21 protein-coding genes are annotated in these 25748 nt (G+C 54.7%); 5 read left to right on the plus strand and 16 right to left on the minus strand.

Annotation, left to right across the window (positions count from 1 at the left end):
- Window positions 1-30: 30 nt before the first annotated feature.
- From JFL75_RS16145 to JFL75_RS16180, 8 genes are all read right to left on the minus strand, one after another.
- Complete coding sequence (locus JFL75_RS16145) at window positions 31-504, minus strand: DUF6672 family protein (protein ID WP_215627708.1); 474 nt, start codon at window positions 502-504, stop codon at window positions 31-33.
- Window positions 501-1634: an ABC transporter permease gene (locus JFL75_RS16150; protein ID WP_215627709.1), complete on the minus strand. Its 1134-nt coding sequence runs from the start codon at window positions 1632-1634 to the stop codon at window positions 501-503. The genes JFL75_RS16145 and JFL75_RS16150 overlap by 4 nt, the downstream gene beginning before the upstream one ends.
- Window positions 1631-2689: an ABC transporter permease subunit gene (locus tag JFL75_RS16155; RefSeq protein ID WP_215627710.1), complete on the minus strand. Its 1059-nt coding sequence runs from the start codon at window positions 2687-2689 to the stop codon at window positions 1631-1633. The genes JFL75_RS16150 and JFL75_RS16155 overlap by 4 nt, the downstream gene beginning before the upstream one ends.
- On the minus strand, window positions 2686-4299 hold the full coding sequence (locus tag JFL75_RS16160; RefSeq protein WP_215627711.1) for a sugar ABC transporter ATP-binding protein: 1614 nt from the start codon (window positions 4297-4299) through the stop codon (window positions 2686-2688). The genes JFL75_RS16155 and JFL75_RS16160 overlap by 4 nt, the downstream gene beginning before the upstream one ends.
- Before the next feature lie 214 nt (window positions 4300-4513).
- Window positions 4514-5731, minus strand: a complete 1218-nt coding sequence (locus JFL75_RS16165; protein WP_215627712.1) for a DUF3798 domain-containing protein — start codon at window positions 5729-5731, stop codon at window positions 4514-4516.
- 54 nt (window positions 5732-5785) lie between these two features.
- On the minus strand, window positions 5786-7030 hold the full coding sequence (locus JFL75_RS16170) for a DUF3798 domain-containing protein (protein ID WP_223292674.1): 1245 nt from the start codon (window positions 7028-7030) through the stop codon (window positions 5786-5788).
- A 194-nt stretch (window positions 7031-7224) separates the two neighbouring features.
- Complete coding sequence (locus JFL75_RS16175; RefSeq protein ID WP_215627713.1) at window positions 7225-8220, minus strand: tryptophan--tRNA ligase; 996 nt, start codon at window positions 8218-8220, stop codon at window positions 7225-7227.
- A gap of 374 nt (window positions 8221-8594) precedes the next feature.
- Window positions 8595-9137, minus strand: coding sequence for a metallophosphoesterase family protein (locus JFL75_RS16180; RefSeq protein WP_215627714.1), 543 nt, complete (start codon window positions 9135-9137; stop codon window positions 8595-8597).
- A 255-nt stretch (window positions 9138-9392) separates the two neighbouring features.
- Here JFL75_RS16180 and JFL75_RS16185 point away from each other — a divergent pair, with 255 nt between their 5' ends.
- Complete coding sequence (locus JFL75_RS16185) at window positions 9393-11054, plus strand: Na/Pi cotransporter family protein (RefSeq protein WP_215627715.1); 1662 nt, start codon at window positions 9393-9395, stop codon at window positions 11052-11054.
- Between the two features lie 20 nt (window positions 11055-11074).
- Here the strand turns inward: JFL75_RS16185 and JFL75_RS16190 are convergent, their stop codons facing one another.
- The gene (locus tag JFL75_RS16190; protein ID WP_215627716.1) at window positions 11075-11719 is read right to left on the minus strand and encodes an MBL fold metallo-hydrolase; all 645 of its coding nucleotides are present in this window, start codon (window positions 11717-11719) and stop codon (window positions 11075-11077) included.
- 29 nt (window positions 11720-11748) lie between these two features.
- Between JFL75_RS16190 and JFL75_RS16195 the strand changes: the two genes are divergently transcribed.
- On the plus strand, window positions 11749-12918 hold the full coding sequence (locus JFL75_RS16195; protein ID WP_223292675.1) for a hypothetical protein: 1170 nt from the start codon (window positions 11749-11751) through the stop codon (window positions 12916-12918).
- Here the strand turns inward: JFL75_RS16195 and JFL75_RS16200 are convergent.
- Both JFL75_RS16200 and JFL75_RS16205 read right to left on the minus strand, forming a co-directional pair.
- The gene (locus JFL75_RS16200; RefSeq protein WP_215627717.1) at window positions 12910-13524 is read right to left on the minus strand and encodes a DbpA RNA binding domain-containing protein; all 615 of its coding nucleotides are present in this window, start codon (window positions 13522-13524) and stop codon (window positions 12910-12912) included. The genes JFL75_RS16195 and JFL75_RS16200 overlap by 9 nt on opposite strands.
- A gap of 53 nt (window positions 13525-13577) precedes the next feature.
- Window positions 13578-14501: a GNAT family N-acetyltransferase gene (locus JFL75_RS16205; protein WP_215627718.1), complete on the minus strand. Its 924-nt coding sequence runs from the start codon at window positions 14499-14501 to the stop codon at window positions 13578-13580.
- Between the two features lie 665 nt (window positions 14502-15166).
- Between JFL75_RS16205 and JFL75_RS16210 the strand changes: the two genes are divergently transcribed.
- From JFL75_RS16210 to JFL75_RS16220, 3 genes are all read left to right on the plus strand, one after another.
- Window positions 15167-15907 carry a tyrosine-protein phosphatase gene (locus JFL75_RS16210; RefSeq protein WP_215627719.1) on the plus strand — a complete coding sequence of 247 codons (741 nt, stop codon included), beginning with the start codon at window positions 15167-15169 and terminating at the stop codon, window positions 15905-15907.
- A gap of 64 nt (window positions 15908-15971) precedes the next feature.
- Complete coding sequence (locus tag JFL75_RS16215; RefSeq protein ID WP_215627720.1) at window positions 15972-16505, plus strand: TIGR03546 family protein; 534 nt, start codon at window positions 15972-15974, stop codon at window positions 16503-16505.
- A 12-nt stretch (window positions 16506-16517) separates the two neighbouring features.
- Window positions 16518-18824: a hypothetical protein gene (locus tag JFL75_RS16220; protein ID WP_215627721.1), complete on the plus strand. Its 2307-nt coding sequence runs from the start codon at window positions 16518-16520 to the stop codon at window positions 18822-18824.
- 9 nt (window positions 18825-18833) lie between these two features.
- Here JFL75_RS16220 and JFL75_RS16225 read toward each other — a convergent pair whose 3' ends face one another.
- The 5 genes from JFL75_RS16225 to JFL75_RS16245 form a co-directional block, all read right to left on the minus strand.
- Entirely contained in the window at window positions 18834-19643 is an 810-nt protein-coding gene (locus tag JFL75_RS16225) for a response regulator transcription factor (RefSeq protein WP_215627722.1), read from the minus strand.
- Window positions 19644-19665: 22 nt separating this feature from the next.
- Complete coding sequence (locus JFL75_RS16230; RefSeq protein ID WP_215627723.1) at window positions 19666-21354, minus strand: sensor histidine kinase; 1689 nt, start codon at window positions 21352-21354, stop codon at window positions 19666-19668.
- Window positions 21355-21517: 163 nt separating this feature from the next.
- Window positions 21518-23179, minus strand: coding sequence for an ABC transporter permease (locus tag JFL75_RS16235; RefSeq protein WP_215627724.1), 1662 nt, complete (start codon window positions 23177-23179; stop codon window positions 21518-21520).
- Window positions 23160-24263, minus strand: coding sequence for an ABC transporter ATP-binding protein (locus JFL75_RS16240; protein ID WP_215627725.1), 1104 nt, complete (start codon window positions 24261-24263; stop codon window positions 23160-23162). The genes JFL75_RS16235 and JFL75_RS16240 overlap by 20 nt, the downstream gene beginning before the upstream one ends.
- A gap of 98 nt (window positions 24264-24361) precedes the next feature.
- Complete coding sequence (locus JFL75_RS16245; RefSeq protein ID WP_215627726.1) at window positions 24362-25423, minus strand: extracellular solute-binding protein; 1062 nt, start codon at window positions 25421-25423, stop codon at window positions 24362-24364.
- Between the last annotated feature and the right edge of the window lie 325 nt (window positions 25424-25748).

The raw sequence follows: 25748 nt of genomic DNA on the forward strand, positions 1-25748 counted from the left end.
TAACTCCTTTTTCAAAATTTTTAAATTGTGTTATTGTGAATTTGGGGAACCGCCTTCCCTGAGGAAGGCGAAATCATCCTCTTCTTCGGTATCGTCCCGCCGAGGTTCCGGCGCAGTATGGAAGATTTCCACAAAAGGTTCAATCCCCCGTATCATTTTGGGAACTGAAAGCATGTACATATCGTTTTCCAGAGGGAGCTCAAATTTCCCCTCAAAGGGCGGCGTGCCGTCGGAAAATTCCACCCTGATGGTATGTTTCTTGCCGACCACCGTAAAACGGTCCCGGTCTCCCCGGAAAAACTCCAGACCCTTTCCGCCGTCCACGGACACTTTGATGAGATCCGGCGCGCGGTAGGACCCGTCTTCGGCGTTCCGGTTATCCACCAGCAGGGTGTGGCCCCGGGCAAATATAAAGGTAACGACCCCGAGACCGATCCACAGAAGCACCAGCGCTCCCCGGATAAGGGTTCTGCGGATGGATTTGCTGTTTGACGGGATACTCATGAATTTTCTCCTTGCACCGCCGCGGTTTCCGCCGCATCACCGGCGCCGCCCCGCAGGCCGGACCGGGCCGCCTCTGCATTGGCCCGTTTGCGCCACGCATGGAGTACCAGCGCCAGGGCGATTACCGCGTAGCTGAAGGCATCCCGGAAAAATTCCCCGATCATGGCGGACCCGAAAAGATTCGTTCCTGCCCGGGGGACTACAATGTACATAAGATGGAGGAGCACCGTTCCGATAAATACGTTGGGAATGGTCGCTTTGCTTACCGAGGCGCCTCCGACTAAGATAGCCGCGGCGGCGAAGAAGCCCGTCTGCTTATGGGCGTTGTAGGTTGCCATGTTGCCCATGTTCTGGAGGAAGATTATCTGCCCGATGCTGGCAAGGACTGTGGAAATCACGATTGCGATGATTCTGGTCCGGTCCACGGGGATCCCCGCGGAGTGGGCCACCTGCTGGTCCTGGCCCACGGCGCGCATATCCTGTCCGAGTTTGGTTTTTCTGAACCAGATGATGAACAGGCACAAAACGCCGATAACCAGGTAATTCGCCAGGGGAATTGAAATGCCGCCGATCTTGAGGGGGATCAGCCGGTCCAGGGACTGGCGGATCGAATCCAGGGTCAGGGTGTTCCTGATGCCGTATCCCCGGCTTAAGGTTATCGCCAGGGAATGGACCGGAATGACCGATCCCATAAGGTACAGCACTATGAACTGGTATACCCCGTCCATAAAGAAGCCCAGGATATAGCCGGTGACCATTTCGCGTCCCCGGGCGCGGTTGAGAATCTGCCCGGCGATCCAGCCCAGCACCGCGGCGATGGGAACCCCGATGAGGCTCGCGAAGATCAGGCCCGGTACACCGATGATATTCCAGTCCACGGCGAATATCAGGCCGATCTGTCCCGCCATGGCCCCCAGGGTCATGCCGAAGTTGATTCCCATTCCCGCCATAATCGGCAGGATAAGGCTGAATACCAGGAAACAGTTCCGTCCGATCCGGGTCAGTATTTCCTGGACAATGGATATTATGGACAGTCCCGAAATGGGAGTCGCGGCGGCGGTAATGACAACAAAGATCAAAACCACCGCGTTATCCGCCAGAAAGCGGTTCAGTTCAAATTTCTTTTTCATTTGGTCACCTTCGTTTTTCTGGTAAGGGCATAGATGATCATACCGTTTGATATGAGGATCCGGATGACCTCGGACATGTCGGTCTGGAGAACACTGTTGATCACCGAAGGTGTCATCGCCAGGATACTCTGGAACAGGAATGTACCGACCACCACATTGAGGATGCTGGCCTTGTTGACCGAAGCTCCTCCGAGGAGTACCGCGGCCACGGCGGGAAAGGCCATGTACAGCGGCGCGTTGTAAACCTGGATAAAGCCGAAACTCTGCTGGTACACCAGGATACCGATGGCGCCGTATACGGTTGAAACAATGACGCTGATAACCCGCATTCTGTCGGATGAAACCCCGCCGGCCCGGGCAAAATCAGGATTTGAACCCACCGCGGTGAGAGCAGTCCCGGTGCGGCTCCGCATGAACAGCCACATGATCAGCGCCATGAGAATAAAAAACAGGATCGCCCCGGTGGGGAAAATAAAGGTAGTTCCGATTCTGACGGCGAGGAAATTGTTGAGTACCTTGGCCCAGTAGCCGTCCAGGGTAATGGTGGTCCTCAGTCCTTCTCCGGTATAGCCCCAGACCATGGTCGGGTTGCTGTAGGGCAGGACAATCCACATGATGGCCATAAACGTTACAATGGAAAATCCCACGTACATGGCGATGGTCATTTCCTCACCCTTTACCTTGTTGAGAAGCATTCCGTAGAGCCAGCCGAAAATCAGCGCGAAGGGCATGCTGAGGATTATCGCGCCGAAGAATCCGAGCGCTCCGGTAAGCTGCAGCTGCATTGCCAGGGTTGAACCCAGGAGTCCCGCGATGATACCCACGGGGAGCCCGAAGTTGAGCCCCGCTCCGGCCTGCATCATGGGAACCATGGCTAGTACCATGACGCCGTTCTGGCCGAAACGGACAATAACATCCGAAAGGGCGTTGTCCACCCGGACCCCCACAAAGGGGGCGGCGATAAACAGGGCGACCACAAAGAAAAAGATAATAAGCCGGGGCCACCCGAAGTCGGTAATAAATTCTTTTACCCGTAATTTTACTGTATCGCTCATCCGTTCCCTCCCGCAGCAGCTTCATTTGCGGAGGCTTCCCCTGACATGAGCAGTCCGAATTCCGCGGCCGCAGTGCCGGCGGTCCGTATCCCCGCGATGCGGCCTTCGTCAACAATGGCTATACGGTCGCAGATGGACCGGAGTTCCTCCAGTTCGCTGGAGACCATCACGATTGTGGTTCCTTCATTCCGGTTCTGGTGGCGCAGGGTGTCCAGAACAATTTTTTTTGCCCCCACATCGATACCCCGGGTCGGTTCCGAGACAAAGAGCAGTTTGGGTGCCAGGGCAAAAGCCTTGGCCAGGCACACCTTCTGCTGGTTTCCCCCGGACAGTTCCTTGGCCGGCTGCTTTGAACCGGTGGTTTTGATTTCAAGCTGCTTTATATACGTTTCCGCCAGCTGTTTCATTTCTTTTTCATCCCTCAGGCTGAACAGGCCGCCAAAAAAGGATTTTAAGTACATCCCCTTGGTCTGCATGGCGCCGAAGGCGATATTCCATTCGAGGCTCTCATCCAGGAGAAGTCCGACCCCGCGGCGGTCCTCGGAAACAAAAGCCATTCCGGCGTCCAGAGACGTTTTGGGATTTCCCAGGGGAATTTCGGTTTCCCCCAGATATACCGTTCCTCCTGCAGGGTAAAGGCCCATGACGCCGTTGGGAATGCCGAGCTTCCCCTGGCCGGCCAGGCCTCCGATACCGAAGATTTCCCCGTTTTTTACGGTAAAGGATACATCCCGGACCGTTTCCCCGGGCATGTCTACCCAGAGGTGTTCCACCCGGAGGGCGGTCCCGGAAAATTCCCGTTTTTCCATGCTTTTCGCGGAGGCGGCGACCTCCCGGCCAACCATCCAGGACGCGATATTCACCACGGAAACATCCTTGTTGGGAACATCCTTGATGATGTTTCCGTCCCGGAGAACAACAATCCGGTCGGATATCTCGGTTACTTCATGGAGCCGGTGGGAAATAAAGATAATGGCGATTCCCTCAGCAGCCAGCCGCTTCAGGGCAGCCAGAAGAATATCCGCTTCACCTTCGGTCAGAACCGCGGTGGGTTCATCCAGAACCAGCAGCCTGACATTGTCCCGGTCTATTTCCCGGGCGATTTCGGTAAACTGCTTATGGGCCACGGGCATTTCCGCCACCACGGTATCCGGGGCAATTTTTACCCCGAGTTTCCCGATGGCAATGTCCGCCCGTTCGGTCATAATATCCCGCCGGAGAGTCGCCAGGCGGTTGCCGAAGACTTCCACCGCCGGGGAGTACCGCACGGGCTCGCGGTTAAGCATAATGTTTTCCGCGGCGGTAAAACCCGGAATCAGGGAAAATTCCTGGTGAACCATACCGATCCCCGCGTCCAGGGCATCGAAGGGGCTTTTAAACGCAGCCACCGTGTCGTTTATATATACCCGGCCGCCGTATCCGCCGGTGTCGGCGATTACGGGCATTCCGAACAGAATTTGCATTAGCGTGGTTTTACCGGCACCGTTCTCCCCGACCAGGCCGAGGATTTCCCCCTTGTTCAGGGTAAAGTTGACATCCGAAAGGACGGTGGTGCCGTAGTAACTTTTGGATACGCCTTCGAGGCGCAGAATGGGCGTGTCATTCGCCATAAAATAAACCTTATTATAAAGATATAAAACTGAAAACAGTTCTGCTCAGGCTGTGCCGGCGGGGATTCCGGGCTCCGGAGGTGATTCCGTTTTTCCGGTTCCGCCTGGCTGTAAAACATGCAAGGGCCATGGCCGGTATGATCCGGCCGATGGCCCTTGTTCCTCTGTACCGCGCGGCCGATTTATTCCGTAAGGACGACCGCGCGGAGGAGGATTAATTACCCTGGAATTTGATGTTGTAGTATTTTTCGGGAACAACCTGTTCCGTGGTGGGGAGGTATCCCTGGCCGAAGATGTAGGTATCCATGTAAATCAGGATGTGGTTCCGGGCCCGCACACCGGTGTTGGCGTCGATGTAGTAACCGCCGTTCCATTTCGCGCCGGGGGTGAATTCACCCAGGGCCGCATAGAGATCGGATACGCTGCTGAGTTCGGCTTTTCCGTCAATGATGCGTTTCGCGAATTCGCCGAGTCCGGCGGAAACGGTAAATCCATAGGAATAGGCCCAGGTTCCGAACCGTCCGGCTCCACCTTTGGAAACCACCGCTTCTTCAACTTTCTTGAGGATGGCGGGGAAATTTCCCGCTTCCGCGGAAAGGTCTATACCCAGCGCTCCGGGATAACCCATGAGCGGGGAGGGCAGGTCCGCTTCCACAAATTTGCCGCCGTACTGCAGGAGCTGGCGGAGCAGGGGTTCCGTGTGGGCGTCATTGGTGCAGAAATAAGCGCTGTCCTGGCCGTAGTTGGCGATCCACTGGGGGGTCTGTTCCAGGATGTACTGCTGCGCGCCGGCCTGGCCGACATCGGAGGTGGGGTCCGGGGCGGTTTCAAACACAAAGCGGAGGCCCAGATCCTTGCAGGCTTCTTCCATGATCTGGCGGCGGAGCCCCAGGGATTCATAGGACATGTGCCGGGGGAAGGAAATGTGCACAAAGGTTTTTGAACCGAGCTGTTTGGCGGCCCAGATAATGGTATAACCCCGGGAAATAAAGTCCGCGTTGAGCGCGAGATCGGCGGACTGCTGGATTACCAGGGGGTCCTCATGGGCTTCACCCGCGAAACACAGAATATCCGGCCGCCGTTCCTTTACCCGCCGGAACGCTTCCGCGGTGCCGGGTACGGACTGGTTCATGATGATGGCCTTCATTTTGGGATCATCCGCCAGGGTGACAATCTGGGTGATGGTCGTTTCCTGCTGGTCCATGAAGTTGTCCGGGTAGGTAACATGCTGGATAATGCCGCCGTCGGAAACTTTTCCGTACCGCCGGATCAGTTCCTCCGCACCCCGGAGATCATCTTCCGACTGGGATACGGTGCCGGTTACAATACCGATGTGGTATTCCGCGCCGGAGGACCGGTCGCTGCCGCCTCCCGCGAAAGCCAATGCGCTGCCGACAGTCAGTGCCAGCAGGATCAAACCTAATCTTTTCATCTTTTTCCTCCATAATAAATAATTAAATCGTGATTTCTAATTAGTGTACCAGTCTCAGTTCTGCTGAAATTTGATGTTGAAGTATTTTTCCGGGACAACCTGTTCGGTGGAATTCAGGAATCCCTTTCCGAACACGTAGGTGTCCATGTAAATCAGCAGATGGTTTCTGGAGCGGATGCCGGTGTTGTTGTCCACATAGTAGGCGCCGTTCCACCGCGCGCCGGGGGTAAATTCCCCCAGAGCCGCCCACATGTCCGGGAGGCTGTCGAGTTTCGCTTTCCCTTCCAGAATGCGTTTGGCGAATTCCCCCATGCCGGCGCTGTTGGAAAAGCCGTAGGAATACGCCCAGGTCCCGAAACGGCCGGCGCCGCCGCGGCTGACCACCGCGTCTTCAACTTTTTTCAGGATACTGGGGAAATCGCCTGCCTCAGCGGTGAGGTCGATTCCCAGCGCTCCGGGGTATCCCATGAGCGGGGAGGGCAGATCGGCTTCTACGAATATGCCGCCGTATTCCATCAGCTGGCGGAGCAGCGGTTCGGTATGGGCGTCGTTGGTGCAGAAAAAAGCCGCGTTCGTTCCGTAGGTTTTGACCCACTGGGGTGTCTGTTCCAGGATAAACTGCTGCGCGCCGGCGGTTCCCACATCGGAAGTCGGATCCGGGGCGGTGACGAAAACGAAACGGATTCCCAGGTCCTTGCAGGCCTGTTCCATGATCTGGCGGCGGAGCCCCAGGGATTCATAGGACATGTGCCGGGGGAAGGAAATATGCACAAAGGTTTCCGCCCCGAGCTGTTTGGCGGCCCAGGGGATGGTATAGCCCCGGGAGATAAAATCGGCGTTCGTTACAAGATCGGCCGCCTGCTGGACTACCAGAGGATCCTCATGGGCTTCCGCGGCGATAAGCAGGATATCCGGCCGTTTTTCCCGCACCCGCCTGAAGGCCTCGGTGGTGCCCGGGATGGCGTTGTTAATGATGATCGCCTTCATCAGGGGGTCATCCGCCATGGTGGTCACCTGGGAGATAAAGACTTCCTGCTGGTCCATAAAATTGTCGGGATAGGTAACGTGCTGAATGATGCCGCCGTCGGAAACCCTGCCGTACCGCCGGATCAGTTCCTCCGCACCCCGGAGATCATCCTCCGCCTGGGATACGGTTTCGGTGAGGATACCTATATGAAACGGTCCGTTTACGGTCCAGTCCCGGGAGCCTGACGCGGTACTCTGGCTCTGCTGCTGACCGCCGGCAAATATCATAGCCGCTCCCAGCAGCATGGGAACAATGAATTGCAGTTTCTTCACGGGAAACCTCCATTGGTTATGTAAATAGTTCTGTAAAGATTGATCATATTGTGGGCCCTTGGGAATTATGTGTCAAGTTAGTAAATGTGTAAATATGCAGTATTTTACGGTTTGTATGAAAAGAAACCGGTAAAAAAGAAGTACTTTGAATAGATATACGAAAAATATTCCGCCTGCCCGCCGCGTCCCGGGTATTATCCTATACCGGCGGCTTTCCGGAGCCGGGCCACCGTGGCCGCCGCAATGGGCCGCGCCCGCTCAGTTCCCCGGGCCAGAATTTCATTCAATTTATCCGTATCGGATATGATTTCCTCGAACCGGTTCCTGAGGGGAGTAAGTTCCCGGTTCATGACCCGGAACAGTTCCTCTTTAGCTTCCCCCCAGCCCATTCCGCCTTCCCGGTACCGTTTTGCCAGGGCGTCCTGTTCTTCCTTTGTCGCGAACAGCTTGTACAGCAGGTAAATCTGGGACGCTTCGGGATCCTTCGGCTCATCGACCCCCTGGGAATTGGTGACGATCCGCATTATCAGTTTCCGGAGCTGTTTTTCCGGAACGAACATCGGGATGGTGTTGTTGTAGCTTTTGCTCATCTTCCGGCCGTCCAGCCCGGGGACCACCGCAACGTCTTCCTGGATTGAGGCTTCGGGTATTTTAAGGAGTTCCTTTTTATAGTTGAAGTTGATCGCCTGGGCAATGTCCTGGGCCATTTCCACGTGCTGGACCTGATCTTTGCCCACGGGCACCACATCGGAGTCGAAGATAAGGATATCCGCCGCCATCAGGACCGGATAGGTGTACAGCCCCATATTGATGCCCGCGTCAGGGTCGTTTTCCTTTTCCGTATTATCCTGGACCGCGGCCTTGTAGGCGTGGGCCCGGTTCATCAGGCCCTTGGCGGTAAAGGCCATCAGAAATGTAGTGAGCTCAAAAATTTCTGGGATGGAACTCTGCCGGTAGAAAATGACCTTTTCCGGATCGAGCCCCGCGGCGAGCCAGCCCGCGGCAACCTCCCTGATATTGGTTTCCATCTCCTTGGGGTCCTTCACGGTGTTGAGTGAATGGTAATCGGCAATAAAATACCGGGCATCGTATTCCCGGGCCAGTTCCAGGGCTGGTTTTATGGCGCCGAAATAATTGCCGATATGCAGGATGCCTGTGGGTTTTATGCCCGTGAGGGAAATTTTCTTCATTGATGGACTCCGGTGAAAGTATCTGCTGTATCATAATCGGATAGTACGGAGTCTTTCAAGCCGGAAAGCACCCGGGGGACGGTGCCGCGGGGCCTGCCAGGGGGTGCTTCCCCGGAAGGTCACCCTCCTCGGAAACGCTCTTCTCACCCCAACTCTTTCCTGGAAGGCAAGGCACCTGCGTTATTAAAGAACAGCGGCAAAGAAGCATGGTTTGACAAGGTAACACGGGGTGCCTAGGTATAAGGGGGTATGAACGACTTTCGAGGCCGAAGGCCGCTGAGGAGTCATACCCCCTCATACCTAGGCAGGACCCCCGGAACCGGTATCTCCATGCTTCTTTGCCGGGTAATACATATAAGACAGGTGCCCTGCGGTTACAGGGCGAATTCCTTAATAGTTTTTCCTTTAATTCCGCCGGAACGTATTTCCCAGTACCGGATTTTGAACCATTCGTTTTTCGGACATTCGATGGTGGCGAAACTGGCGCCCAGAATGCTCCGGGGGTTTCCCACACTGCCGGGATTAAGGACCAGGATTCCTTCGATTTCTTCCCAGTAGGGAATGTGGGTATGGCCGAACAATGCCGCGTCCGCTCCGGCGGATTTCGCCACGGCGGTGAGTATTTCCATGCCGTTGGATACCCCGCTGAGGTGGCCGTGGCTCAGGAAAAAGGTGTGTCCCGCGAACTCCACGGTTTCGGCGTAGGGCACGGCGGCGTCAAAATCCCCGTTTCCCCGGACCATTGTCCAGGGGATATTGAATCCGGTCTGTTCCGCGGCCAGGGGAACATCACCAATTCCGTCTCCAAGGAATGCCAGCCTGTCCACGCGGTGCTTTTTTCCCCAGCTCAGCGCTGCCGCCAAAGCCGGAATGTTGCCGTGGGTGTCGGAGATAACCTGCAGAACCGGTGTTTTCATTTTGGTACAATCCTCAGCTGAAGTTTAAAATTCTTCCAATATATGTGAATTGTAAGGCAAGAAAATTTCAATGTCCAGGGCACCGGCCGTATTAGTAACGCGGGGTGCCGTGGAGAATGGGGGTATGAGCGACTTTCGAAGCCACAGGCCGCTGAGGAGCCATAATCCATCACCCGCGGCAGGCCCCCGGATCCGTCACGCCCATGCCTCTTTGGCTTTTCAAACCAGCGTATTTACGGTACGATGCAGCTGCCTATGGAATATATTGGAATAGTGTTTCGGATAGCCGGAAGCCTCGGATTGTTCCTCTACGGAATGCGTATTATGAGCGACGGCATCCAGCAGGCCGCCGGCGACAGGCTGCAGCGGGTCCTTAATTTTATGACCGGAAACCGCTTTACAGCGGTGCTCACCGGGCTGGCCGTGACCGCCATAATCCAGTCATCTTCGGCAACCACGGTTATGGTGGTCTCCTTTGTCAACGCCGGCCTCCTGACCCTGACCCAGTCGATCGGGGTTATCATGGGCGCCAATATCGGCACCACCGTAACGGCCTGGATCGTTTCACTCATAGGATTTACCCTGAATATTTCTTCCCTGGCGCTTCCCGCGGTGGGACTCGGTTTTGTCATGAAAGTGGTAAAGTGGAAACACCGTGACCTGGGTGACATTATCCTGGGGTTCGGGCTGCTCTTTTTGGGGCTCGATTTCCTCACCAAGTCCATGCCTTCCATAAGCGCCGATACCATTTCATTTATCGGCAGGTTCTCGAATTTGGGATTCCTGTCCACCCTGCTGGGCGCGGGCATCGGTGTGGTTATCACCATTATTCTGCACTCATCCAGCGCTTCCACCGCCATTGTACTGACCATGGCCCACGGTGGCCTGATCGGGTTTCCCATGGCGGCGGCCATGATTCTCGGGGCCAATATCGGAACCACCATAGACGCGGCCCTCGCCGCCATCGGCACGAAAACCGCGGCGAAACGGGCGGCCCTGGTTCATATTCTTTTCAATGTGATCGGCACGGTGCTGGCGCTGATTTTCTTTAATCCGCTGCTGTCCCTGGTTTCCTTTATTACACCGGGTCCGGCGGACGGCGTGGGCATAGCGAACCGCCTGGCCATGTTCCACACTATGTTTAACGTGCTCAATACCCTGGTGTTTTTCCCCTTTGTTACGCCCTTCGCAAAGCTGGTCAGTTTCCTTATCAAGGACAAGGACGGCGAAAAGGAGCCGGAACCGTATAAGCTGGAATATATATCCGGCTCAATTCAGGATACACCGGAATTCAATATTCTCCGGGCGGAAAAGGAAATCCGGGACATGGCCGGTATTGCCGCTTCCATGTATTCCCGGATTACCGCTGCCATACAGAATCTCAACGCGGATACGGTGAAGGGTCTCGTGGAGGAGATGCAGGAAAAAGAAGACTACGCCGACCAGATGCGGGAGGAGCTTACCCGGTTTCTTATTGAATGCACCCGGCAGCAGCTTAACCGCCGTTCGGAACAGAATGTATCTCAGCTGCTCCGTATTATCGCGGACCTGGAGGATATGACCGACGACTGTTTCAGTGTCAGCCTTCTCCTGGAGCGGAGTGTCCGCAAGGAACTTCATTTTAAATCAAAGGAAATGGAGGCGCTCCTCCCGTACATCGGGCTGGTTGAGGAATTCCTCAGCTTTGTCCAGGAACAGCTTGGCCACCATCTGACGGAAGAGCAGTCGGAATACGCGGAAAAACTGGAGAATAAGATCGACAAGTCCAGGAACAAACTGCGCAAACTCGGCCGCAAACGTATCGAGGCGGGAGAAAATGTCAAAACCGAGCTGCTCTTTATTGATCTTGTACGGCGCATCGAAAAGCTCGGGGACTACTGCTACAATATTACCGAAGCCCTGTACCACATGCTGTGATGCGAAGGAGCTGTCTGCGGCTACAGGTAGTGAACGGCTTCCGCTCCAATGGTGGTTGCCGGCCCGTGGCCGGGATACGCCCGGATTGAGCCGTCCAGGGCAAACAGCCGTTCCAGGCTTGTTTTCATTGCGTTCCAGTCACCGCCGGGAAGGTCGGTCCTGCCGATTCCGTTTTTAAAAAGAACGTCCCCGCAGAACATGATGCCCGCCTTTTTATCGTGATAGGCGGCGCAGCCGCTTGTGTGCCCGGGGAGATGGAGAACCGTAAAGGGCCCTACGGTATCCCCGTCTTCCAGTTCGATATCCGCTTTGGGCGGTTCTTTGAAGGCTTCCAGCAGCATAACCGCGCCCGCTTCCCGGAGATCAGCCTGATGAATCCTGAGGCTTCCCGGTCCAAGGCGCGCGGCGTCGGCCCGGTGGATGGCTATCTGCGGCTTCGGTTCGTAATGCCGGACCAGGTCCGAAAGAGCGCCGACATGGTCAAAATGGCCGTGGGTCAGCAGGATGTACCGCGGGGAGAGGTTTAACTGTTCAATCCGTGATATAATTGAACCGGCATCATCCCCGGGGTCGATCACCGCGCAGGCGCGGCCCTCCGGCACCCCCGGAATTGGATAGAGCCAGCAATTGGTGGCAAGGGCCCCGACGGGTATCTGTTCAACCATGGAGGTATAGTACCCTGCAGAATAGTAATTTGCTAGCCATAATAGGAGTGGCGGTTTTTTGGTATGTCCTGGTCCCTGTGGGCGGCGCTTTCTGGATCCGCCATACCTGGCGGAAATTCCGCGGCCGTTTTGATGGTCTGCGTCTCGTTCCTCTGCTGGACTATGCCCGGTACCAGGAGAAAACAATCTCCGGAAAAAATTTCCGGTTTCTCGGGGGGATGGAGTCGTTAACCGATGAGGACACCCTCTGGGTGCGGAACCGTGAACTGACCATACCGGTGGCGCTCCATAAGGCCCACGCGTATATGCTCCCCCAGCCGGAAAGCGGCGATTTCTTCGCCCCCTTTGATCCGGGGCAGGAACTTCCCAGGAGGGTTCACTGGGGCAAAATATCAACCATAAACGAAGGAGCCAAGGTTTTTATCGGCGGCCGTCTGGAATTAATAGACGACCGGCTGACCTTTGTGTCCACAAAGGAAGAACCGCTGCTCATTATTTTTTATGATGGTCCCGACAGCTCCCTGACGGTCAGGGCAATCCGGGCGGGCCGGCATACTAACGAATATTGGAACCGTCTGACCCCTTATGCCCTGGCGCTGGGAATTTCGTCACAGCTGCTGATCGCGTTGTCCTATATGCAGCGGCCGGCATTCAGGCTTTCGGCAATCACCGCATTTGCGGCCGCCTTCGGCCCGCTGTTTCCCCTCGTGCCTCCGGGGGTTTTGTTTACGGTTATTTGCGGCCGGTTGTGGTGGCGGGCCAGGATTTACCGGGCTTACCGCGACCTGGTGCGGCTTCCCCTTAAATACATTCCCCCTGATAAAGATGAAGGCAGTCTGCCGGACAATGAACGGTACGGGTATATCCGGTATGCGGTGCTTCCTCCATGGGTTGCGGAAGCTAAATTTCCCCTGACTCCTCCGGGGGTGATCCCGCGGAAACATGAAGTCTGGTATGTATACGGCACGCTCCCCGAAAAAAATCAGGAGCATCCCGGAGGGGATGAATTGGATACGCTACTGCTGAAACCGGATGACCCTTTTGCGACCTACGGGGCTATACCGGGGGATCCGAAAATTCTCGCCCGCCGGTATACGGTGCACGCCTATGTTCTGGAGATTTTATCCTGTATTCTGATGGCCGCCGGAATCGGGCTCAACTGCCTGTTTGTGGCGATGATTCTCTTTTTCTTACTGTGACGCTTCGAGGGAATCCTCGGGCTCGCGGTTTTCCTGTCCCGCCGTTTCGGAAGATTCGAGTTCGGCATCTTTGGAATCACCCCGGGCACGGGCGAAATTAACCGTCAGGGTTCTTCCCCTGAACTGTTTTCCGTTTAAAGCTTCTATGACTTCATTTGCCGCGGATTCCCGGACCTGGACAAAGGAGTAATTATCCAGAATCCTGATAGTGCCGATATCGTCTTTGGATACCGAAGTTTTGGAGTTGATAAGTCCCAGTATTTCCCTGGGGAAAACCCTCCGGTTTCTGCCGATGCTTATAAAAATCCTGACCGCTTCTTCATCCGGCAGGGGATACCGGGTATTCTCACCGCGGGATGAATCTTCCTGATCCGTCTGCCCGCGGCTGTTTTTGCGGGATTGTTTTCCCCGGGGTACAGAAGCGCCCCCCTGTTCAAGCTGCATCAAAAGGTAGGCGGCAAAATACCCCCGGTTGAAGAAAGACACTTCCTTGCGGATCATGGACCGGTATGCGTTGAGCAGATCGATATCAGCTTCCGAGTGGATGCTGCTGACTATTTCCTCAATATGTTTTTTCGTTTTTTCCTTATCAATGTGAGAAGCCATCAGATTTTCCTATTCCTATTATAAAATATTTTACAAATCATGACATATCCGCGTTATTTACTCAATGTGTCCCGCAAATTTACGTAATACCGCGTTGCCAGGGGTTTAAAATATTCACGGAGCAGGACCCGTGAAAACCCTTCCACATGTGAGGGGATATCTATCAATACCTGAAAATACCGGGATTTGTCAACCGACTGGGTAAAACGCTGGAGCAGCGCTTCTCCTATGCCAAGTCCGCGGTATTCCGGAAAAACTTCCAGAACCTTTACCATCAAAATCCGGCCGGTACTGACCGCGGAAATATGCCCCGCGTAATCGCCGCCGCCGGTTTCCGCGATAAGGCTTTCTTCTCCCGGAAAAACCCAGTTGCCGGTCTGCTCCCAGAGGCTGCCCGGCGCCGGCTTCCCCGCGGGTTCGGGACAGCACAGGGCGGCTGACAGTTCCTTAAGGCAGAGGGCATGGAGCTCATCCGCGGATTCCCTGTCCGATGGCTGCGCCTGCCGGAACCGGAAATCTTCGAGAATGAGATCCCCTGTTTCCTCCGGTTCCTCCCCGATCAGGTCGAGTCCCCATTCTTCCCTGAGGCCGTTGTACCATTTGATTATTACCCGGCGCATTTCCCGTTCTTTAAAACTGAACCAGAGCTGTTCCACTTCAGTATGCCGGTTGAGGGCGTTTTTAAACGCCCTGAAAACCCCGCGGCCCTGGTCAAGGGCCTGGACGAGTTCTTCCCGCACTATGGGATTTTTGAAGCCCGCAGCGAACCGTTCCATAAGCCGGAATCCGTCGGAGGATTCCCACCGGGGGATCCCGATATACCGCTGGTCCTGATGGTCCCCAGCGGATGGTTCCCCGCTGATTTCCGCCGCCGTAACCACGATACCTTCCTGGGTGTCCACGAAAAAATCGTCATTCTGGTCTTCCATGGAAAAGAGGATATGGTTGATCAGCGCCTCGGTCAGTTCAAACTGCATACCAGAATTGTAGGTTCATCCGGATACGCCGTCAAGCGGGGGAGCACCAAGTCTGACAATCCGGAAGCGCCCGGGGAAGACGTTGCCGCGGGGCCTGCCGGATAGGAATGGATATGGTTCCTTGTCGGCCTTCGGCCTCGAAAGTCACTCATACCCATTCCTATCCGGCACCCGGTGTTACCAATACGGCCCGGGCGCTTTCCGGCTTAACCGCCTCGGTACTGCCCTTCGCGAGAGGGCGGCTCCCCCTCGCTCCAGCCTCCTCGCGGCAGATCTTTCAGATTTGCCGCTCCGGTGGCTTCCGCTGCCCCCTCTTCGGGTTCCTGGGCGGCAAGTCTTTTAGGAGTTTTGCGGAGCAAAACTCCACAGATATTTCGGCAAGGCTGGAACCAGGTGGAGCAGCCCGCCGGAAAAAACAGCAGCCCAGCAAACAGAAGCAGCAAGCACATGACCATAATAGTAACACCGGGTGGCGTGCAGCGAGGGGCTGAGCGGCTTTCGAGGCCGCAGGCCGCTGGGGAGCCAGCCACTCTGCTGCACGCCAGGACCCGCAGATATGGTTATTCTATGTGTTTGCTGTATATGCAGCCTACTGCTCCCCCCTCACACTGGAACAAAAGTTCTATCTGGTAGATACTGTATGGGATCATTATTCGGAGTAGATTATGCTGGAACAGACCATTAAGAAAGAACGGATACTGCCCATGGAAGGGGTTTATAATGTACGTGACCTCGGCGGATACCGCACAAATCAGGGAACCATAGTTTCCTGGGGAAAGGCATACAGGGCGGGGGATCTCAATACCCTTACCAAACAGGACTTTGCGGTTCTCGAGGAACGGAATATTAACACCGTAATAGATTTCAGGGACCAGGAAGAAAAAGACGCCGCCCCCGACGGGAAAATACGGACCGTTAAACATTGGGAAGAAATACCCATTGAGGCGGGGAACATGATGGAACTGAGCCGGGCCGCCGCCCACGGCCCTCAGGGCGCCGCGCTTATGGCGGAACTTTACCGCGTCCTGGTGCGGGGAACTATTTCCGAATATACCCGGTTTTTCAGCGTAATTTCCGACCCTGCCTGTCCGCCGTTTCTTTTCCATTGCTCAGCGGGAAAGGACCGTACCGGATACGCCGCCGCGCTGTTTTTAGCGGCCCTCGGGGTCGACCGTAAAACCATTTTCGAAGATTACCTGCTCTCGGCGGAATGCGTCTGGGAGAAATACCGGCCCTTCCGCGCCAAAACCCCGGAACTGGCGCCGATGTTTACGGTGGCGGCGGAATACCTCGAAGCGGCCTTTGATGTTATCGAAACCGAATACGGCGGTATGGAAAATTTTCTTTCCCGCCATCTCGGGGCCGATTTAAAACTGCTGGCATCGCTGTATACCGAATCCCCGTAATTTTTTTCTCTTCCGCGGTGGTTTTCTTGAAGATATTTCTCCGTTTTGGGGTTATAGTAGAATTATGATAAAAGCAATTGCAAAACTCATTGTGGCCCTCAACGGCAATGTTAAGGCAAGTCAGATTGCCGCCGGATTTGCCTGGGGACTTCTTCTGGCCCTTGTTCCAGTGGGAATAATCTGGGTTGTGCTGTTCATTGTTTCATTCTTTTTTAAACATAACCACGCGTCAAAACTTCTGGTTATGGCGGTCTTTAAACTTATCGGCCCGTTAACGGCAATCCCCCTCGATCTCCTCGGCTGGGAGATTCTCCATATCGAAGCCCTGCGGCCGGGGCTTACGGTTCTGTACAATACGCCGCTGGTGCCTTTTACCAAATTCAACAACACCCTGGTCGCCGGGGGACTCGCCGCGGGCATCGTACTCTGGATCCCGGTATACTGTATTACCAGAGCCCTGATCCCGCTGTACCGCAACACCCTTGCTCCCAGAATCAGGGAAAGCCGGTTTGTGAAAGCCGTAAAAAAAGTCCCCCTGATTTCATCCATCGCAAAAGCCGTTTCATCCCTTTCGGATGTACACAAAGCGGTAAACTAGGGAGAAGGAACCATGGCGGAAAAGAAAGAAAAAATCCCTGGGATGTTCCGGAAACCCATTCCGGAAAAACGTTTTGAGAAGCGGCTGCTGAAATATATCGAACAGCCTGCCGAAAAGAAATTTTTCCGGTCCTGCTTTGAACTCCGGGACGGCCGGTATCATATTGTTTCCGGCCTTGACGGGAAAGCCCAGAAACGCCTCAAGGTCCTGGCAAAGGCGATACGGACCAACCGAAAAATGACGGTGCGGATACTCCCTCTCGTCTTCGCGGTTGTTCTGGTTGCCGCCATTGGGATTTTCATAACCGTGTTTATGAATCCCCTTATTGAAAGCGGAATTGAAAAGGGCATGGAAACCATTTTTGAGGCCCGGGTCGATGTGGACCGGTTCAACCTGAACCTCCGGCGGCTCCAGGTCAGCATAGGTTCCATCACCGTGGCAAACCGCGATAAGCCCATGCAGAACCTTTTCCAGATTGGCCGTATGGAATTCAGACTTAATCCCGCGGCAATCTTCCGGGGGAAAGTGTATATAGAAGAAATCCGGGCCGATTCCCTGCAGTTCGGCACTGCCCGGCGGGTCTCCGGGGCGCTTCCGGCGTATAAAGCCAAGGAACAGCAGCCAAAGGAACCGAAGGCCGAACTCCCGCCCCTGATTGACCTGCAGAATTTCGACGCCCAGGCTCTGATAGACCGGGAGTACGCCAAGCTGATGACTCCCAAGGCCTATGACGCCGCGGAAGAAGCCATCAATACGGCTATAGATAAATGGCAGGGTCAGGTCGCGAATATTGAAAACCGGACCGAGGAACTGCAGGATACCGCCCGTCCGGTGATGGCTATCAACATCAAGGAGCTTACGACCCCCGAGGCAATAACCGGAGCTATCCGGGATATCACCGCCCTGGTTAAATCGGTCCAGGGCGCTGTGGATGATGTTACCGCTGTTGTGGAGGGCGTCCAGGAGGATGTGGAAACCGTTAAGTACCTGGAACAGCTGGCCAGGAATTCGGTGACCGGCGATATCGACCATCTCAAGTCGTACCTGGATTTTGGGAGCGGCGCCGCCCTGAACGCCCTGGAGCCTTCAATTAAGGAAATCCTTACGGATACCGCCGAAGAGTATATTGCCTACGGTATACGGGCCCTGGAGGTCCTTGAAAAAATAAAAGCCCTGTCGGAAAGTCTGCCCAAGCAGGAAGCCAAGAAAAACCAGCCCCCGACGTTCCGGGGCCGGGATGTGGCTTTTCCGTCGGCGGAGTATCCCCGGTTTTTCCTGGGCATACTGGCTTCGGATTTTACGATTAACGATTGGCGGTGGGGATTTGATCTCCGGGGGGTCAGTTCCGATCCCGATCTTTCAAAACAGCCGGTGGTCCTTGACCTGGGGGTGTCCGAACTGGCTGACGGCGGAAAGGTTCTCCGGGATTTTGCTTTCCTGGGAAGCGCCGATTTCAGATCATCCGCGCCGGAATTATTCAGTGTTGACTTTACCGGCAGCGGCTTCGCGGTAAAAATCGGGGATTACCTCAAGGATGCCGGAATAGGCGGATTCACCGGGAACGCCGCGTTCTCCCTGGACTTTTACGGTACCAGGACCGGCGGAATGGGCGGCGGCGGGGATATTGCCATCACACAGGCGGCGCTGGTAGATCCGGCGGGCACCCTGGCTGAGGCCATGGATGAGGCCATACGGTCGGTTGAAAAGGTGGCGCTCCAGATAGGTTACGACCGTCTTCCCGAAGGGGACGATGATTTTACCCTCTCCACCAATCTCGGCGAGCTTGTTCTGGATATCCTTAAGCGTACCGCCGAGCGCTACGCCCGGCAGGCCGCGGCGGAAATCGAACGGGTGGTCCGGGAATACGTTTCGGCGCATCTTGAAGGGAAGCTGCTTTCCGGGGAACAGCTGGATCTTCTTTTCGATATCGCCAAGGGCGATCAGAATGCCCTCAACCAGCTGCAGAATACCCTGGAGGAAAAACAGCGGGAACTGGAACGGCGGATCCAGGGCGCGGTTGATGAAGTCCAGCAGCAGATAGAAGACGCGGCGCTCCAGGTCCAGAACCAGGCCGAAGCGGCGGCGGCGGAGGCAAAACGCCAGGCCGAGGAAGCCCAGCGACAGGCTGAGGCTGCCGCGGAAGCAGCCCGCCGCCAGGCCGAAGAAGCCGCCGCCCAGGCCGCGGCCGAGATAAAACGCCAGGCCGAGGAAGCGGCGGCGGAAGCCAAACGCCAGGCGGAAGAAGCCGCCCGGGAGGCGGCCCAAAAGGCGCTGGAAGACGCGGCCAAAAAATCAGGGATTCCGCGGCTGCCGTTCTAGCGGCGGCGGTCAGTCCTGTTCCGCGCCGCGGACGAAATGGTTTCTCCGGATAAATTCCGTGGGCGTATAGCCCACGTATTTTTTGAACACCGTACTGAAGTACTTGTAATCCTCGAAACCTGTGTTTTCCGCGGCTTCATACACCCGCTGCTGTCCCCGGCTGAGCAATGCGATTGCCTGCCTGATGCGGAACCGGTTAAGCAGCACCGTAAAGGTGCTGCCGGTATATTTTTTTAAATTTTCGTTGAGGCTCGTGGCGCTGATCCCGAGTTCGGAACTCATTGCCTGGAGGGAGATCTTTTCCCGGTAATGGTTTTCGATAAAGGAAAGGGTTCTTTGAATATTTTCCGGAACAGATCCGGTGCTTTCCGGCGGCCAGATAAGTCCGGCGATTTTGCTCCGGTCAATGATTTTGGCGTATTCGTCCAGGATACGGTAATTGTTCCGCCGGTCAAGCTTACCGATTGCCTTTGTCAGGGCGGCTTCAAGTTTTTCAATTTCCACGGGTTTCAGTAAGTATTCGCTGACCCCAAGCCGGATGGCATCCCGGGCGTATTCAAATTCACCGTATCCTGAAATAATGATGGATTCATACTGTACTTCCCCGCAGGTTTCCCTGATCATATCGGGACCGTTCTTTAGGGGCATTTTTACATCGGTAATGACAATATCCGGTTTCATGGTCCGGATTTTTTTTATTCCCTCTTCGCCGTCCGCCGCTTCACCGACAACAATGCAGCCCAGCTTCTTCCAGTCAACAGAGAAAATCAATCCTTTGCGGATTATGGTTTCATCCTCCGCGACAAGTACCTTGTACATGGACGCTCCGCGTTCTTCAGGATTACTGTTCATTATAGGGAAGGGTGATGCGGATTTCCGTTCCGACCCCCGGGGCGGAAGTTATCGCCACACCGTAGTCCCTTCCGTACAGAAGCTGCAGCCGCCGGTGTACATTATAGATGCCGATATGGACCGAGCCGGGACGGGAAGTCTCGACAATGGTTTTTATTTCCCGTTCCTTTTCCGGCGTCATCCCTTCGCCGTTGTCCCGGATATAAATATACAGTGTATCACCGATCTTTTTAAACGCAAGGCCGATGGTTAATTTTTCTTTGGTTGCATAGGCGTATTTTATGCTGTTCTCAACAAAGGGCTGGGCGATAAATTTAGGAATACGGCAGCTGCGGATTTCGCCTTCAATAGAAACTGTGTATTCCAGGCGTTCATCGAGGCGCGCTTTCTGCAGTGCGAGGTAATCCTCAAGGTAAACAATGTCGTCTCCAAGCCGGACTTCCGGGCTGTCACGGTTTATGGTGTACCGCAGTATTCCCGCCAGACGGGTAATAGTTCCAGCGACGGTTTCCGTATCGGTTCCCATATAAATCATATATTTGAGCATTTCCAGGACATTGAAAATAAAATGAGGGTTGAACTGTTCTTCCAGCTGCGCGATCTCCGTGACCCGCTGGAGGTCGCTAACCTCCCGGTTTTTTTCCAGGAGCAGGGCCAGTTCCTGCACCATATGGTTATATTCCTGCGCCAGGAGGTAGAATTCATCATCCGAATCCAGTACCACCTTGTATTCCAGATTGCCCCGCTGGAATTCCCTGATCGCCTCCATAAGCTTCGCCAGGGACTTGGTATTCTGCCGCGACATGCTTCCGGCAAGCCGGAAGGTCACGAAAAAAATCAGCACACAGGATACCAGGAAAAAAAGCAGATGCTGGGTGATGGTCGTTTGGGAAGTAATAAATGAGGAAATCGTGTAAACCCGGATACCGTAACCGGGGAGCACCGAAGAGACCATGTGGTATTGGCTGCCGTTCATTTCAAACAGTTCATTGTCCGTTTCCGGATTAAATTTCCCTCTGCTGTCCCTGACAAGCTCATCGGTGGTAAAGATCACGTTGTCGAAACTGTCGGTAACGATGGTTTTTGCCGCCTGGGTGTCCGCGCTGACCGCGCTCCATCCGGGGCTGAGGGTTTCGAGGACAATGTATCCAGCGGGCCTGCCGCCCTGAATCACCGCCCGCCCGAAGCTGAACAGGGACACCTGGCCTTCCTGGTAGCCCCTGAGGCGTATTCCATGAACGGAAGACTGAGGAGCGCGGCCCATCTTTTCAGCGAAGGAGACAAATCCGGATGTGTCGTTTTTGTTCCAGTATCCGGCCCAGGCATTGGAAATGAGAGGAATTCCCCGGTCATCCAGGATATAGAAAATACATTTTACTTCCCGCTCCGCGTTGAACCCGTAGAGGATTTCGTAGAGCTGGGTTTCTCCGGTTCCGTTTTCGAGGTAGACAGTTACGGCGGGGTTTTGGACGAGCCGTTCCAGTTCCCCGGTATAGGCATCGAAGATGGTTTCCAGTCTGCCGGCAACGATTCTGTTGGCGTCCCGGTTGTGGTTGACCACGCCGAGGCGGAGCAGAAAGGCGGTAAACAGGGAAAACAAAATAAGCACCGTCAGGGCCGGTATGAGGGCGTATAAAAAGAATGATTGTTTAACCTTTTTCTGAAAGGATTTTCCCATCGTTCCTGCCGAATCCGCGCGCTCCGCTGCAGAGCAAAGGATAAAGTAAAACTTTTTACCCGGCAACCCCCGCGGCCGGACAAGGCAGCGGGGATTACATAAAGCAGCGGAACCGGTCCCGCCGGAACGGAGGCGCCCATGAGGGCCAATCCCGCTGCCGGGGTTACATTTCCAGTTCCTTTTTTCCGGTGACCTTGAAGAAAATAAGCAGTGTTACGACCGTGGTCAGCGTCAGGATTGACGACAGAGCCGCCGCGGTGCCGTTGTTCCCGTGGAGAACTTCAGTGTAAATACTGATGGTCAGTGTCCGTGTCCGGGTTGTGTACAGCAGAATGGACGAACTCAGTTCCGTTATAACCGAAAGCCAGCTCATCAGCGCGCCGGAAATTACCCCGGGGAGCATCATAGGCAGGGTAACCATAAAAAACGCCTTGATGTTTGAGGCCCCGAGGCTTACGGCCGCTTCCTCGATGCTGGGACTTATCTGGTGCAGGATAGCGGCGCTGGACCGCAGAGTATACGGCAGCCGGCGGATGATCCACGCGAGGATGATGATGAAGGCTGTTCCGCTCAGGAGCAGGGGCGGCTTGTTGAACGAAATCAGCAGGGCAATACCCAGCACGGAACCGGGGATAATATAGGGAACCATAGAAACCGTATCGAGGATATTGTTCAGGGTGTTCCTGCGTTTCACCGAAACATAGGACACCAGCACCCCCAGGAGGACAATACAGGCGATAGCGATAATCCCGAAAACGTATGTATTGACGATGGAGCTCCCCATTTTGCTGAAGCCCTTGGCGTAGCTTTCCAGGGAAAATTCAGCCTTAAACAGAGTCCCGCTGGTTTTCAGAAATGATGTGGTAATAACCACCAGCTGGGGCATGATGGTCATCAGGGTGAAAAAGTAACAGAAACCGTGGGCGAGGATGTTTTTTATTCCCCCGCAGGGCTTGGCCTCCATGGGGTTCATCGAGGATGAACTCACCGCCTTTTTATTGGTGATGTATTTCTGCCCGATAAAGATCACCAGGGTAATCACGATGGTGATGACGCTCAGGGCCGCCGCGAAACCGTCGTCGCCGCCCACTTCGCTGATGAACTCGTTGTATATGAGCACCGGCATGGTTTTGTATCCCTCGCCGATCAGCATGGGCGTACCGAAGTCGGCCATGGCCCGCATAAAGACCAGGAGCGCGCTGGCGAGGAGTGTGGGGAGAACCAGGGGAAGGATTATTCTCACCATGATTTTAAAACTCCCGGCGCCCAGGCTTTCCGCCGCTTCGCTCAGGGATTTATCCAGGTTGTTGAAGGCTCCGGTCATGTACAGGTAAATCAGCGGCGCCAGCTTAAGGGTGAATACCATGAGTATTCCGCCGAACCCGTAGATCCCGGGAAGCTGGACCGAAAACAGGGCATTCATGATCCGGGTCAGAACGCCGTTCCTGCCGAAGAGCACCACCCAGGAATAGGCTCCGATAAAGGGCGGCGACAGGATGGAAATCATGATCATGATATTCAGAAGCTGCTTCCCTCTGATCCGGACGGTCTTCATAATATACGCCAGAAGGCTCCCCATGACCGCGGTGAGCAGGGTCACCAGGAGCGTAACCTTGAAGCTGTTAAAGAGCGCTCCGTAGTAATAACTTTTGCTGAAGAACTTGGCGAAGTTTTTCAGTGTCCATTCCCCGGTGGCGGTACTGCGGATACTCTGGATCAGTATGGTTCCCAGGGGGTATATCAGAAAAAGTATGAAAAAAGCCAGCGCGGCGAAGGTGACGATATGCCAAAAATCGAGCTTTGCCCTAAGCTTCTGCCAGATCATTGTGCACCTCCTTCATCAGGCTTTTTTCTCCGTCCGGGGTAAAGACGTTGATCTTGTTCTTTTTGATCCGGAGCTTGATTTTTGCCCCCCTGGCAAGAATCCTGTCGGTTTCGGATTCCTGGATGACCTCAACCTGCTCTCCTGATTCCAGATCCGCCACGTAATGGGTGGTGCTGCCCAGGAAGATACTGTCCGCAACGGCCGCGCCGATTCCCGGGCCGTCATGGCAGATTATGAATTCCTCCGGGCGTACGGATACTTTTACCGTTGAATAATCCGAAGCTCCGGCATCCATGGTGGTCAGTTCCTCGGTATAGCCGCCGGCCATGGTGACCGAAGACCCGCCGCTTATTTCCGCGTCGAGGATGTTTGAGCGGCCGATGAATGTGGCCACAAAAAGATTGGCCGGCCGCTGGTACAGCGTCTGGGGGTCGCTCACCTGCTGGATGATTCCTTTATTCATCACCGCGATGCGGTCGGAGATGGCCAGGGCTTCTTCCTGGTCATGGGTAACGTACACCGTTGTTATACCGATTTTGTGCTGAATGTCCTTGATGGCTCCCCGCATTTCAACCCTGAGTTTCGCGTCCAGGTTGGACAGGGGTTCGTCCAGGAGCAGAACCTCGGGATGGATGACAATGGCCCTGGCCAGGGCTATGCGCTGCTGCTGGCCTCCGGACATCCGGTCGGGTTTGCGGTCCCGGAGCTCATGGATCTGTACGATCTTAAGGATTTCATCCACCTTCTCTTGTATGTCGTTCCCCGGTACCTTCCGGTTTTTCAGCCCAAAGGCGACATTCTGGGCGACGGTCATGTGGGGGAAGATGGCGTAGTTCTGGAATACCATGCCGATATTCCGTTTGCTCGTGGGTATGTGATGGATCGGCTTCCCGTCAAATTCAATACTCCCTCCCTCAATGGTATTGAAACCGATAATCGCCCGGAGCAGGGTGGTTTTGCCGCACCCCGACGGGCCAAGGAGAGTAAAGAGTTCACCGTCCCGTATTACGAGATCGAGGCCGGGAATTACCGTGTGGCTGCCGTATTTTTTTACGATATCTTTCATCTGAATGGAAACACTCATTCAACATTTCTCCCGAAAAAAAGACCCCAAAATCTGATACTGTATTTTGGGGTCCGGTTGCTGCACAGGGGACCCGGACAGTGTCCGGGTTCGTAAGATTATTTGCTCTGGGCCGTGGCAAAGAGGTCGGAATATTTTTCCACCACCATGTTTTTATTATCCACCGGCCACATGATGTCTTCTTTGATGGTGGTTATTTCCTCGATGGGTGTCATAAGGTCTGAAACCCCCGCGCCTCTGGCCACCGGCCGGACACCGAGTTCGGTACCCATCCGGTTCTGTACGTCCACGGAAATACAGTAGTCAATGAAGCGCCGGGCATTGTTGGGGTGCTTGGCGCCTTTGACCACCGCGGCGGCGGCATCCTTGAATATGACCCCTTCCTTCATATAAATAACTTTTACCGGCGCGCCCGCGGCGATGAGGTCGATAACCGGACCTTCATAGGTGAGCCCCACCACGTATTCGCCGTCGGCCACACCTTTGTACGCGCTGGAGGAGCTCCCCGCCACTTTGCCGTTGAGATTGCGGATGAATTTATCAACGTAATCCCAGGCTTCGGGAGAATTGGGGTCTCCGTTTTTGCCCATGGCATACAGCATATTTATAACGTGGTTGTACGCCGAACCGGAGGAGGCGGGGTCGCTGTGGACGATTTTGCCCTTCAGCGCGGGATTAAGCAGGTCCGCGTAGCCTTCGACCTTGATATTGCCGATCAGGTTGGTGTTAATGATCAGAACGCTGGGGGTACTGTTAAAGCGGGTCAGGTACCCTTCGTCGTTTTTGTGGCCCTCGAGCTGGGTAATCTCATTGGGAGAAACGTAATCTTCAAGGAGTTCCCGTTTGGGAATGAGCAGCGACGGCGAACCGCCCCAGATTACGTCCGCCAGGGGATTGGCTTTTTCCGCTTCCAGGCGCTTCATGAGTTCGCCCATGCCCGCGGCGATAATCTCGGTTTTGATCCCGGTTTCTTCTTCAAAACCTTTAATAACAAGGTTGATAAGTTCTTCCCGGGCGGGGGTATATATGGTAAGAACCTTTTGTTCCTCACCGGATCCGCCGGAACTCTGATTCTTATTGCTGTTTCCGCACGAAACCAGCATAGCCGCCGCCAGGGATACTAATACTACCCATGGTCCCAGTTTTTTAAGTACCGCCATTTTTTCCTCCTACAGTAAAAACGGATACGGGATACATCTTTTAAAGTTTTTGCACAAATTTATTCCGTGGGACAATTTTAGGGCCGTTTTTTTCTGGGAACAATCCTAAAAAATCACAATAGGGTTTAAAAAATAACGGATTCCGGGTATAGGAAAAGAAGCATGGGATGCCGGTTCCCGGCACCCCGCGTTACCATTATGGCATGCTTCTTTACCTATACCCGGCCTCTGGAGATGGGGTGATTTGTATGTTTAGGGCAGGGCGTCTGTGCGGGGGTTAGGGGCAACAAAGCGGGTTAAGCCGGGAAGCACCCGGAACCAGAAG

The organism is Breznakiella homolactica, assembly GCF_016616095.2.
Classification (GTDB): Bacteria; Spirochaetota; Spirochaetia; order Treponematales; family Breznakiellaceae; genus Breznakiella; species Breznakiella homolactica.

What these genes read in the sequence shown, in the direction of transcription:
- JFL75_RS16145 (WP_215627708.1), bottom strand. Translation starts at nt 504, where the DNA reads ATGAGTATCCCGTCAAACAGCAAATCCATCCGCAGAACCCTTATCCGG.
- JFL75_RS16150 (WP_215627709.1), bottom strand. Translation starts at nt 1,634, where the DNA reads ATGAAAAAGAAATTTGAACTGAACCGCTTTCTGGCGGATAACGCGGTG.
- JFL75_RS16155 (WP_215627710.1), bottom strand. Translation starts at nt 2,689, where the DNA reads ATGAGCGATACAGTAAAATTACGGGTAAAAGAATTTATTACCGACTTC.
- JFL75_RS16160 (WP_215627711.1), bottom strand. Translation starts at nt 4,299, where the DNA reads ATGGCGAATGACACGCCCATTCTGCGCCTCGAAGGCGTATCCAAAAGT.
- JFL75_RS16165 (WP_215627712.1), bottom strand. Translation starts at nt 5,731, where the DNA reads ATGAAAAGATTAGGTTTGATCCTGCTGGCACTGACTGTCGGCAGCGCA.
- JFL75_RS16175 (WP_215627713.1), bottom strand. Translation starts at nt 8,220, where the DNA reads ATGAAGAAAATTTCCCTCACGGGCATAAAACCCACAGGCATCCTGCAT.
- JFL75_RS16180 (WP_215627714.1), bottom strand. Translation starts at nt 9,137, where the DNA reads ATGAAAACACCGGTTCTGCAGGTTATCTCCGACACCCACGGCAACATT.
- JFL75_RS16185 (WP_215627715.1), top strand. Translation starts at nt 9,393, where the DNA reads ATGGAATATATTGGAATAGTGTTTCGGATAGCCGGAAGCCTCGGATTG.
- JFL75_RS16190 (WP_215627716.1), bottom strand. Translation starts at nt 11,719, where the DNA reads ATGGTTGAACAGATACCCGTCGGGGCCCTTGCCACCAATTGCTGGCTC.
- JFL75_RS16200 (WP_215627717.1), bottom strand. Translation starts at nt 13,524, where the DNA reads ATGGCTTCTCACATTGATAAGGAAAAAACGAAAAAACATATTGAGGAA.
- JFL75_RS16205 (WP_215627718.1), bottom strand. Translation starts at nt 14,501, where the DNA reads ATGCAGTTTGAACTGACCGAGGCGCTGATCAACCATATCCTCTTTTCC.
- JFL75_RS16210 (WP_215627719.1), top strand. Translation starts at nt 15,167, where the DNA reads ATGCTGGAACAGACCATTAAGAAAGAACGGATACTGCCCATGGAAGGG.
- JFL75_RS16215 (WP_215627720.1), top strand. Translation starts at nt 15,972, where the DNA reads ATGATAAAAGCAATTGCAAAACTCATTGTGGCCCTCAACGGCAATGTT.
- JFL75_RS16220 (WP_215627721.1), top strand. Translation starts at nt 16,518, where the DNA reads ATGGCGGAAAAGAAAGAAAAAATCCCTGGGATGTTCCGGAAACCCATT.
- JFL75_RS16225 (WP_215627722.1), bottom strand. Translation starts at nt 19,643, where the DNA reads ATGTACAAGGTACTTGTCGCGGAGGATGAAACCATAATCCGCAAAGGA.
- JFL75_RS16230 (WP_215627723.1), bottom strand. Translation starts at nt 21,354, where the DNA reads ATGGGAAAATCCTTTCAGAAAAAGGTTAAACAATCATTCTTTTTATAC.
- JFL75_RS16235 (WP_215627724.1), bottom strand. Translation starts at nt 23,179, where the DNA reads ATGATCTGGCAGAAGCTTAGGGCAAAGCTCGATTTTTGGCATATCGTC.
- JFL75_RS16240 (WP_215627725.1), bottom strand. Translation starts at nt 24,263, where the DNA reads ATGAGTGTTTCCATTCAGATGAAAGATATCGTAAAAAAATACGGCAGC.
- JFL75_RS16245 (WP_215627726.1), bottom strand. Translation starts at nt 25,423, where the DNA reads ATGGCGGTACTTAAAAAACTGGGACCATGGGTAGTATTAGTATCCCTG.